6 protein-coding genes are annotated in these 11,402 nt (G+C 71.3%); all 6 read left to right on the top strand.

Features of this window, described 5'->3' with window-relative positions; all coding sequences use genetic code 11:
- Window positions 1-196: 196 nt before the first annotated feature.
- The 6 genes from CP967_RS19490 (at window position 197) to CP967_RS19515 (ending at window position 11,328) form a co-directional block, all read left to right on the top strand.
- Entirely contained in the window at window positions 197-5,224 is a 5,028-nt protein-coding gene (locus CP967_RS19490) for a non-ribosomal peptide synthetase (protein WP_150489189.1), read from the top strand.
- 31 nt (window positions 5,225-5,255) lie between these two features.
- On the top strand, window positions 5,256-6,179 hold the full coding sequence (locus CP967_RS19495) for an ornithine carbamoyltransferase (protein WP_150489190.1): 924 nt from the start codon (window positions 5,256-5,258) through the stop codon (window positions 6,177-6,179).
- Window positions 6,180-6,229: 50 nt separating this feature from the next.
- Complete coding sequence (locus tag CP967_RS19500; protein WP_167535410.1) at window positions 6,230-7,528, top strand: MFS transporter; 1,299 nt, start codon at window positions 6,230-6,232, stop codon at window positions 7,526-7,528.
- Window positions 7,521-8,294 carry an ABC transporter ATP-binding protein gene (locus tag CP967_RS19505; RefSeq protein WP_150489192.1) on the top strand — a complete coding sequence of 258 codons (774 nt, stop codon included), beginning with the start codon at window positions 7,521-7,523 and terminating at the stop codon, window positions 8,292-8,294. Before CP967_RS19500 ends, CP967_RS19505 begins: the two co-directional genes overlap by 8 nt.
- Window positions 8,291-10,780 carry an FtsX-like permease family protein gene (locus CP967_RS19510; RefSeq protein WP_167535411.1) on the top strand — a complete coding sequence of 830 codons (2,490 nt, stop codon included), beginning with the start codon at window positions 8,291-8,293 and terminating at the stop codon, window positions 10,778-10,780. Before CP967_RS19505 ends, CP967_RS19510 begins: the two co-directional genes overlap by 4 nt.
- Window positions 10,781-11,109: 329 nt before the next feature.
- The gene (locus CP967_RS19515; RefSeq protein WP_150489193.1) at window positions 11,110-11,328 is read left to right on the top strand and encodes an MbtH family protein; all 219 of its coding nucleotides are present in this window, start codon (window positions 11,110-11,112) and stop codon (window positions 11,326-11,328) included.
- Window positions 11,329-11,402 lie beyond the last annotated feature (74 nt).

An 11,402-nucleotide genomic window follows, 5' to 3' on the forward strand; every position in this document is an offset into this window, starting at 1 on the left:
GCGCTCCGGGTGCTTTGAGCGCTCCGGGCGCTCCGAATGCTCCAAGTGCTTTGAGTGCTCCGGGTGTTCCGACACCGGCAGGCTCCGAGAGCCGGCCGGGGGCGGCGCCCGGCCCACCCCGCGAGGGCGGGCCGGGCGCCCTGCCCCGGGCCACCGCAACCGAACGCTGCAACTGATCAACACCTCTGGAGAAGAGATGTCTGTCCCGCTGCACGAACTGATCGCCCAGCAGTCCGCCCGCTCCCCTCACGCCATCGCGGTCGACGACGCCCAGGGGCCGATGACGTACGCGCAGCTGGACCGCCGCGCGAACGCCGTCGCCCGGCTGCTGCGCGGACGCGGCGTCGTCCCCGAGTCGCGGGTGGCCGTCTGCCTGCCGCGCGGCAGGGAACTCGTCGCCGCCCTGCTCGGCGTGTGGAAGGCCGGCGCCGCCTACGTGCCGCTGGACGCGGGCCACCCGGCCGAGCGGATCTCCTGGATGATCGCGGACAGCGGGGCCCGGACCGTACTGACCGTGAACGCCTCGGCGGGCGCCCTGGACAGCGCGGCGGCAGGGGCCGAGCTGGTGTTCCTGGACACCACCGCGGAGGAGGCCGACGCCGAGCCCGTACCGGTGGACCTGCGCCAGGCCGCCTACATCACCTACACCTCGGGTTCGACGGGCCGCCCCAAGGGAGTCCTCGTCGAGCACGGCGGGATCGCCAACCGGGTGGCCTGGTCGGTCGCCCGGCAGGGCATCGGGGCGGACGACCGGATGCTCCAGAAGACCGTGCTGACCTTCGACGCGGCTGCCCTGGAACTGTTCGCGCCGCTGGCCGCCGGCGGCACCGTGGTGATGGCACCGGCGGGGGCCGAATCGGACCCCGCGCTCCTGGTGCGTACGGTCGCCGAGCAGGGCGTCACCGTCCTCCAGGGCGTGCCGTCCGTGCTGCGGCTGGTCGCCGACGAACCCGGCTGGGCGGAGTGCACCGGGCTGCGGATGGTCTTCTCCGCCGGTGAGGCACTCGACGCCGAACTGTGCCGCAGGCTCGGCGAACCCACCGGGGCGACGGTGTGGAACACCTACGGGCCCACCGAGTGCTCCATCGACGTCACCGGCCAGGAGTTCGACCCGGAGCTGCACACCGAGGCCGTCCCGATCGGCCGGCCGATCGACCACATGCGGGTGTACGTGCTGGACGAGGAGCTGGACCCGGTACCGATCGGAGTGGTCGGCGAACTGTACGCGGGCGGCACCGGAACGGCCCGCGGCTACGTCGGGAACCCCGCCCAGACCGCCGACCGCTTCGTGCCGGACCCGCACGGCCCGGCCGGCAGCCGCATGTACCGCACGGGAGACCTGGCCCGCTGGCGCTCGGACGGCTCCCTCGCCTACCTCGGCCGGGTCGACCACCAGGTCAAGGTCAACGGTGTGCGTATCGAACCGGCCGAGGTGGAGGCCGCGCTCAACGCCCACCCCGACGTCCGGGGCGCCGTGGTCGGCGCCTACCCGGCGGCCGGGGCGGCGGGTGCCGGAGCGGCGAACGGTTCCGCAGCGGCCGCCGGCGGCGGGAAACGGCTCGTCGCCCATCTGGTGTCCGCCCGGCGCATCCCCCGCGACGAACTGCGCAGCTTCCTGCGCGAGCGGCTCCCCGAGCCGATGATCCCCGCCCTCTTCGTGCCGGTGGACGCCTTCCCGCTGACCAGCAACGGCAAGGTGGACCGCAAGGCACTGCCCGACCCCGCACAGGCCGGGACCGGCACACCGGAACGGGGGCCGGCCCACCTCGCGCCCCGTACGGTCGCCGAACAGCTCGTCGCCCAGGTGTGGGAACAGCTGCTCCAGGTCGAACAGGTCGGCGTACACGACGACTTCTTCGCCCTCGGCGGATCCTCCCTGGTCCTGACCCGGCTGGCCGACGCACTCGGCAAGGCGTCCGGCGACAGCATCCAGCTCCGCGGCCTCTTCGCGGCCTCCACGGTCGAGGCCCAGGCCCGGCTCCTGGAGGAGGCGCGCCCCGCCGTCCCCGAGGTGGTGCCGGTGGGCCGCGAGGTACCGCTGCCGCTCTCCTTCGGGCAGCACCGGCTGTGGTTCCTGGACCGCATGCACCCGGGCAGCCCCGAATGGGTCGCCCCCCTCTTCCTGCGGCTGCCGGCGGGCACCGGGGCGGAAACGGTGCAGGCGGCCCTGGACACCCTGGAACAGCGCCACGAGTCCCTGCGCACCCGGTACGTCCTGGAGGGCGAGGAGCCCCGCCAGGCCGTGACCGCCCCGCAGCCGGTGGAGCTGCGGGTGGAGGACGCCGGCGAATCGGCGCTGGAAGAGCTCTTCGGCGAGCAGTTCGCCCGCGGTTTCGACCTCACGGAGGGACCGCTCTGGCGCGCCCTGCTCGTACGGGTGCCCCACGGCGGCCCGGTCCTGCTGGTCACCACCCACCACATCGCCACCGACGGCTGGTCGACGGTGCTCATGGAACGCGAGATACGCGAACTGTGCGCGGCGGAACTGGAAGGCCGCACCCCGGAACTCCCCGAACTCACGGTGCAGTACGCGGACTACGCCGCCTGGCAGGCCACCCGCTCCGACGACGAGGCCCTCGACCGCGAACTGGAGTACTGGAAGAGCGCCCTGCGGGGGATGCCCGAACTCCAGCTGCACACCGACCGGACACGCCCCGCCCGGCGCGACGGCAAGGGGGAAGGCGTGCGCTTCACCGTGCCGGCCCCGCTCGCGGACGCCCTCAGCGGCATCGGCCGCAGGCACGGTGCGACCCAGTACGCCACCCTGCTCGCCGTCTTCGCGGCACTGCTCTCCCGGCACAGCGGACAGCACGACTTCGGCATCGGCAGCCCCGTCACCGGGCGCCTGCGCCCCGAGACGGAAGGCACGGTCGGCTTCTTCCTCAACTCCCTCGTCATGCGCTGCGACCTGACCGGCGACCCCACCTTCGGTGAGCTCCTGGGCCGCACCAAGGACACCGTCATGGCCGGATTCGCCCACCAGGAACTGCCGTTCGAACGCCTGGTGGACGAGCTCCAGCCGGTACGCGACCTGTCCCGCACCCCCCTGTACCAGGCGGCCTTCGACCTCCAGGACGAGGGAGCCACCTCGGTGGCCACCGACGGGGTCCTGATGGACGCGTTCCAGGGCGCCTGGCGGGTCGCCAAGACCGACCTGACGATGTTCATCTGGCGCCAGACCGACGGATCGCTCAACGGTGCTCTGGAGTACGCCAGTTCACTGTTCGACCGGTCCACCATGGAGCGCCTGGCCGACCACTTCGTCCGCCTGGTCGAGGGAGTCGTCGCGGCCCCCGACACCCCCGTCGCGGCCATCGACATCACCTCGGTCCACGAGCACCGGCTCCTGCGGGTCTGGAATGACTCGGGTGTGGTGGTGCCGGAGGTTTCGGTTTCGGAGTTGGTGGGTCGTTGGGCTGTTGAGTCGCCGGATGAGGTGGCGGTGGCGGCTGGTGGCCGGGTGTTGTCGTTTGGTGAGTTGGATGGTCGGGCGAATCGGTTGGCGCATCGGTTGGTTGCGGCTGGTGTGGGGGTTGAGTCGTCGGTTGCGGTGTTGCTGGATCGGTCGGTTGATCTGGTGGTGGCGTTGTTGGCGGTGTGGCGTGCGGGTGGTGGGTTCGTTCCGTTGGATCCGGTGTTGCCGGTGGGGCGTGTGGCGGGGATGGTCGCGGATGCGCGGGTGTCGGTGGCGGTGACGTCGGCGGATTATGCGGACCGGTCCCCGGGTGTGTCGGTGGTGTTGGTGGATGAGGATGTGTCCTTGTTCCCGGGGTCTGCTCCTGTGGTGTCGCCGGATTTGGATGGTGTGGCGTACACGGTGTTCACGTCGGGTTCGACGGGGCGGCCGAAGGGTGTGCAGGTTTCGCATCGGGGTCTGGTCAATCATGTGGACTGGGCTGTGCGGGAGTTGGTGGGTTCGGGGTCGGGTGGTGCGCCGGTGTTCTCGTCGGTGGCGTTCGATCTGGTGGTGCCGAATGTGTGGGCTCCGTTGGTTGCTGGTCAGCGGGTGTGGTTGTGGGACGGTGAGCTGACCGAGCTGGGCGAGAGTCTGGTGGCTGCGGGTCCGTTCGCGTTCATGAAGTTGACTCCGGGGCATCTGGAGGTGCTTTCGGGTCAGCTGTCGGACGGGGAGATCTCTTCTCTGGTGCCGCGTGTGGTGGTGGCGGGTGAGGCGTTGCCGGGTGCGTTGGTGGAGCGTTGGCGGGTTCTGCTCGGTGATGGTCAGGTGGTCAATGAGTACGGGCCGACCGAGGCGACGGTGGGTACGTGTGTCTTTCCGTTGACCGGGGCTCATGAGGGTGTTGTTCCGATCGGCCGGCCGTTGCCGAACATGGTGATGCGGGTGCTGGACGGGGGTTTGCGTCCGGTTCCGGTGGGTGCGGTGGGGGAGTTGTTCGTCGGTGGTGTGGGGGTGGCGCGTGGGTATGCGTTCCGTCCTGGTGTGACGGCGGAGCGTTTCCTGCCCGATCCGTATGGTCCGGCGGGTGCGAGGTTGTATCGCACGGGTGATCTGGTGCGGTGGCGTGCTGATGGTGCGGTGGAGTTTTTGGGCCGTATCGATGATCAGGTCAAGGTGCGGGGGTATCGCATCGAGCTGGGTGAGGTCCGGGCGGCTCTGGTCGCTCATCCCCAGGTCACCGACGCGACGGTCGTCGTCTCCGAGGACCAGCGCCTGATCGCCTACGTCGCCGGCACCACCGACGGCCTCGCCGAGGACCTCGCGGGCAGCCTGGCCGAAGCGCTCGGGGCCTCGCTGCCCGAGTACATGGTCCCCTCCCTCTTCGTCCGGCTCGACGCCCTCCCGCTCACCGCCAACGGCAAGATCGACCGCCGCGCCCTCCCCGACCCCGAGTCCGTCACCGCGGACGCCTTCGTCGCGCCCGGTACGCCGACGGAGGAGGCCGTCGCCGCCATCTGGCGCGATCTGCTGGGCAAGGAGGCGAGCACCCAGGACAGCTTCTTCGACCTCGGTGGCCACTCGATCCTCGCCGTCCGGCTGGTCTCGCGCCTCCAGAACGAGTTCGACCTGGACCTGCCGATGCGTGTCGCCTTCGAGAGTCCGACGATCGCTCAGCTCGCCGTCGAGATCGAGAACCGGATCCGGGCCGAGATCGATGCCGAACTGGCCGCGTCCGAGGTGCCGTCCGAGGTGCCGTCCGAGGCGCCGACCGAGGCACCGTCCGCGTCTCAGGACCCGGCGCGGTCCGTGTCCCGGTCCCACTGAGCACGTCGAGACGAGACGAGAGGCGAAAAGCATGTCTGTACGACACCTCATCTCCATCAGCGACCTGACCGACGAGGACCTGCGGGACATCGTCCGGCGTGGTGCGGAGTTCGCCGCCGGCGCGCAGGCAGAGTCGCTCAAGAACACGATCGTCGGTGTCTACTTCCGGCGGACGTCCACCCGTACCCGTACGGCCTTCACCAGCGGTGCGCTGCGGCTCGGGGCGAGGACCGTGACGTTCGGGCCGGACGATCTCCAGCTGAACACGGGGGAGACCACCGAGGACACCGGGCGGGTGCTTTCCGGGATGCTGGACCTGCTGGTGGCCCGTACCGCGGACGCCACCGAGGAGATGCGGACCTGGGCGGCCGGCGGGCGGATGTCGGTGGTCAACGCGATGAGCGCGGAGGAGCATCCGACGCAGGGGCTCACCGACCTCACCACCCTGCAGCACCACTTCGGCCGTATCGACGGACTGCGGGTGCTGTACGTGGGGGAGGGCAACAACAGTGCCGCGGCTCTCGCCCTCGCGCTGTCCCGCTTCCCCGGTACGGAGCTGGAACTGCGCACCCCGCCCGGGTACGGGCTGGCGCCGGAGATCCTCGCCACCGCCGTCGAGCAGGCCGGGCGCAGCGGGTCGAAGGTGTCCGAGCTGCACAGCATGGACGACCGGCCGTCCGGGTTCGACGCCGTCTACACCACGCGCTGGCAGACCACCGGGACCAGTAAGCCGACCGCCGACTGGCACGAGGTCTTCACGCCGTTCCAGGTCACGGGTGCCCTGTGGGAGAGGAACCCGGAGGCGGCCTTCCTGCACGACCTGCCCGCCCACCGGGGCGAGGAGGTCACCGCCGAGGTGCTGGACGGCCCGCACAGCATCGCGTTCACCCAGGCCACGCACAAACTGCACAGCGCGATGGCTGTCCTGGAATGGTGCTGGGCCGATCGCCCATGAGAGGTGACGGGGGAGAACGGGGAGAGCGGCGCAAGCACGCCCTCCCGTCGTTGCGCAGCTACCGGGACTTCCGGCTGCTGTGGACAGGCTCCGCCATGTCCGTCATGGCGGAGCGCTGCTCGGGCATGGCGTTCACCCTGCTCGTGCTGTGGCACACCGGCTCGGAGAGCGCGGCCGGGCTGGTCGGGTTCGCGTCGCTGCTGCCGACCCTGCTGGTGCAGCTGCCGGCCGGGGTGATGGTGGACCGCCTGAACCGGCGGCGGGTGATGATGGTCTGCGTCATCGTGCGCATGGTCGCGGTGGCGACGGTCGCCCTGACGCTCATCGGGGACACCGTCCGGGTCTGGCACATCGCCCTGGTGGCGTTCGTGCAGAGCACCATGACGGTCTTCTACCAGCTCTCCGAGCGGGCCATGGTGCGCGGTGTGGTGCCGCCGGCCCAGCTGGGCGCGGCCATGGCGACGAACGAGGCCCGCTCCCGCGGGGTCAACTTCGTCGGACACCCGGCGAGCGGGGCGATGTTCGGGCTGTCCGCGTGGCTGCCCTTCATGTCCAGCGTCACGCTGTACCTGCTCTCCCTCATCACCCTGCTGCGTCTGCGCGGCGAGAAGGAGCCGCCGGCGCGGCCCGCCAAGCGGCGCAGGATGCGGGACGACATCCTCGTCGGGCTGCGCTGGGTGTGGGGGCGGGCCTACTTCCGTACGGCGCTGCTGATCATCGCGGGGAGCAATCTGGTCTTCCAGGGACTCATCCTCACGGTGGCCGTGGTGATCAGGGAGGACGGCGGTGCGGCCGGGACCATCGGGCTGATCATGGCGTGCGGCGGTATGGGAGGACTGTTCGGGGCGCTGGCCGGAGGCTGGCTGAACAAGCGGCTGGCGATGCGCCAGATCATGATCCTGGCGCACACGCTCTGGGCCGTGGTGATGCCCGCAGCGGTATTTTTCCGGCAACCCGTGGCACTTGGTGTTCTTTTCTTCATAACGTCGCATATAGGAGCCGCTGTTACGGTCTCCGGCATGTCCTACCAGGTGCGTATCACCCCGAACAACATGCAGGGGCGGGTCGGCAGTGTCGTCATGCTCCTGGTGTCGGGGGCGAGTTCGCTGGGTGCCCTGGCGACGGGGTACCTGCTGGAGGCGGTCGGTTCCCGGCACACGCTGATGCTGGTGTCAGGGGTGATGGTGGTTCTCGCCGTCGTCGCCGCCGTGGTGTTCACCCGGAAGGGCGCGGCCGTCGAGGACCGGCAGGACAGCGAACCGCCCGCACAGCCGGTGCCGGCTGCCGTCGCGGACGGGTCGACGGCCGATCCCCTCACCACCCTGGAATTGCGGAGAACCGATGGATGACGCAGTGCGGCTAGAGTCGCTGACCAAGACGTACGGCTCCGGTGACAGTGCGGTGACGGCACTGCGCGAGATCGCCCTGTCCTTTCCCCGGGGGAGCTTCACCGCCATCATGGGCCCCTCGGGCTCCGGGAAGTCGACCCTGCTCCAGTGCGCGGCCGGACTCGACCGGCCCAGCTCGGGCCGGGTCCTCATCGACGGTGAGGACATCGTCGGGCTGAACGAGACGGAGCTGACCGAACTCCGGCGTGACCGGACCGGCTTCATCTTCCAGTCGTTCAACCTGCTGCCCTCGCTGACGGCCGAGCAGAACGTGGCACTGCCCATGCGGCTGGCCGGACGCAAGCCCAAACGGGCGACGGTCCTGGCGGCGCTCGCGCAGGTGGGGCTGGAGGCCAAGGCGGGCAGCCGCCCGAGCCAGCTGTCCGGCGGGCAGCAGCAGCGTGTCGCCATCGCCCGTGCGCTGGTGTCCCGGCCCGCGGTGCTCTTCGCCGACGAGCCCACCGGTGCGCTGGACCTGACCACCGGGCGCGAACTGCTCGACACACTGCGCCGCCTGGCCGGCGGGCCGGTTCCGGCGCAGCCGGGCGGGCCGGGCGGTGAGACGCGGGTGACCACCACCATCGTGATGGTCACGCACGATCCCACCGTGGCGGCGTACGCGGACCGGGTGCTGTTCCTCGCCGACGGCAGTCTGGTCGGCGAACTGCGTGCGCCGACCGCGGAGGCGGTCGCGGCGCGGATGACGGATCTGGCGGTGGCGCGGTGATCGGGGTCGCCTTCCAGACCCTGCGGGCCCGGTGGGTGTCGTTCCTGGGAACCGTGGTGGCCCTGGTGCTGGGGGTGGCGCAGGTCGCCGCCATGGGCTTACTCATCATGACGATGCTCGACCTGCCGGACCGGCCGGTGGAGCGGTTCGCCCAGGCCCCGGCGGTCGTCCAGGCCTCCGACCCCGACTGGAACCCGGCCCACCACGACCTCGGTATCCGGTCGCCGGCCGCGGCCCGCGGCATCACGGACGAGACCCGCGAGAAGGTCGCCGCCACCGGTGAGACAGTGGTCGACCGCGCCTTCTACGCCCAGGTCGAGGGCGGTCCGGACGACATGGTCGGCCACCCCTGGCCGGTGGCCAGGTTCGGCGGCTACCGGCTCACCGACGGCAGCGAACCGGCCGGGGACAAGGAGATCGTCGTCCCCTCCGACCAGGCCCGCACCGGTGAGAAGGTGACGGTCCTGACCGCGTCGGGTGTCGCCTCGTACACGGTGAGCGGCACCGTCGCCCCGGTCGGCTGGGAGAGCGCCGTCTTCTTCAGCGACGCGGAGGCCGCCCGGCTCTCCCCGCGCATCGAGTCCCTGGTGGCCCTCGGTCCGGTCGATGAGGTGAGGGCCGCCGCCGGAGACGGGGTCGCGGTACTCACCGGCCAGGACCGGCACAAGGCGGACGCCAGCGAGGCGAGCGACCGGGAGACGCTGGACAACACCATCACGCTCGTACCGGTGATGGCCAGTGTGGCGGGTACCACCGCGATCTTCGTCGTGGCCTCCACCTTCGCGTTCGCCGTGATCCAGCGCCGCCGCGAGGTCGCGCTGCTGCGCACGGTCGGCGCGACCCCCAGGCAGGTGCGTGCCATGGTGCGCAACGAGGCGTTGCTCGTCGGCGTCCTCGCCTCGGCGATCGGCTCGGTCCTGGGCCTGTTCGGCGCGCAGCTGCTCGCCGACATGCTCATCGCGATGGACATCTCGCCCGAGTGGTTCACGGTGGAGCCGTCGCTGCACTGGACCGTCCTGGCGCCGCTCGCCGCCGCCTTCCTGGTCGGCCTGCTGGTCTCCGTCGGCGGTGCGGCGGCCGCGGCCCGCCGGGCCGGCGGCATCCGCCCGGTCGAGGCGCTGCGCGAGGCGTCGGTCGACGACTCCGGGATGACACGAGGCCGGGCCCTGCTCGGTGCCGCCGCCCTGCTGGGCGGGGTCGGATGGACCGGCTGGATCGCCGTCGCCTCCCCGACGAGCGTGCTCTCGCCCACCGTCTACGTGGTGTCGCTGATGGTGCCCGTCCTGGCCGCCGCCGTGCTCGCCCCCCTCGTCGTCGGGCCGCTCGTCAAGCTGCTGATGCTGCCCTTCCGGAACCTGTCCGGGCCCACCGCGATGCTCGTACGGGAGAGCGCGCTCACCTCCCGCCGGCGCACCGCGGCCACGGCCGCGCCGGTCCTGCTCACCGTCGGACTGGCCTTCTCCCTGCTCGCGGCCACCGACTCGCTCGGAGCCGCACGCGACAACGGCCTCCAGAACCGGGTCAGTTCGCAGTACGCCCTGGCTCCCGACGGTACGCCGGGCATCAGCCCGCAGGTCATCGAGCGGGTCGCGGCCATCGACGGCGTACAGGTCGCCGCGCCGGTCCTCACCACGATCTACACCAAGGACGAGGACCGGTACGACGAGAACGACGGGCTCGTCGTCGACCCCGCCGCGCTGAAGGCCACCATGGACCTGGACGTCATCGACGGGTCCCTGGACGACCTCGACGACAACAGCACGGCCGTCGCCGACCTGTGGGGCATGGACGTCGGGTCGACGCTGGCCGTGGAGATGGCGGACGGGCAGAGCGTCGAACTGCGGATCGCGGCCACCTACAAGGCGCTGCGCGGCGAGGACGTGGCCTACCTGCCGCAGCGGTTCGCCCCGACGGCGGCCTACGCCCGCGACGGCCTCGCCCGGCGCGCCTACATCACCCTGGAGGAGGGCGCCGACCACACCGCGGTGACCGCGGAGATCCGTGAGGCGGTGGCCGGCAGCGGCGCGGCCTTCATGACCCGGGACGAACTGGTCGCCTCGGAGAGCGCGTACGCACGCCACCTCACCGAGGTACGGCAGCGGTCCACCGCGGTCATCATCATGGTCTTCTGCTTCATCGCGATCCTGAACACCCTGCTGATGGCGACCGCGGACCGGCGCCGTGACCTCGCGGTGCTGCGGACCGCGGGGGCGACACCGCGGCAGGTCCTGCGGTTCTTCGTCGCCGAGTCGCTGCTCGTCTCCGCCCTCGGCGTCGTCCTCGCCCTGGCGGCCACGGCCGTCAACCTGACCGGACTGTGGGGAGCACTGCTCCAGCTGTTCGGTGCGACCCCGATCGTGGTGCCGTACGCGGCCGTCATCGGTGTCGCCGCCGTGTCCACCCTGCTCGCGGTGGTCGGTACGGTCCTGCCGGTCGGCGCGGCGCTCAAGGCCCGCGCCATCCAGTTCATCGGCGCACGCGAGTAACCCTTCCCACCGGGCCGTGGCATCCCGGCCCCGTCACCCGGACCCACGCGGCCCGGTCCCGATACCCCCGTCGGGACCGGGCCGCGTGCCGTGCCGCGTGCGGTGCGGTGCGGTGCGGTGCTGCGAGCTGCGTGCGGTGCGTGCCGTGTGCTGCGTGCCGCGCCGTGCCGTGTCGTGCCGGGGGCCGTCGGCACGGTCCGTTCCGGGGCCGCCGGCCCACCGCCCGGCGGTGCGTACGGACGGGTCCGGCGCGGATGTGTCCAGTAGAGGGCCGGTATAGGCGGGCGCCCGAAGCTGGCAGCGAATCCGACCACCGAAGGGAAACCGTCATGGCTGACGAGCAGACCGACAACCGTGTCTACCGGGTCGTCCTGAACGACGAGGAGCAGTACTCGATCTGGGACGCGGACCGCGAGCTGCCGGCCGGCTGGCACGCCGAGGGCACCGAGGGCGCCCGCCAGGTCTGCCTGGACCGGATCGAGGAGGTCTGGACGGACATGCGCCCGGCGAGCCTGCGCCGCCGCATGGCGGAGACCGGCGCCGCCTGAGGCGCCCCCGCCGGCACCGGGCCGGCCGCAGCACGGAGCAGGAAACCCAGTGAGACGTACGGAACGAAGGTCGG

It is taken from the genome of Streptomyces nitrosporeus (genome assembly GCF_008704555.1).
Lineage (GTDB): Bacteria > Actinomycetota > Actinomycetes > Streptomycetales > Streptomycetaceae > Streptomyces > Streptomyces nitrosporeus.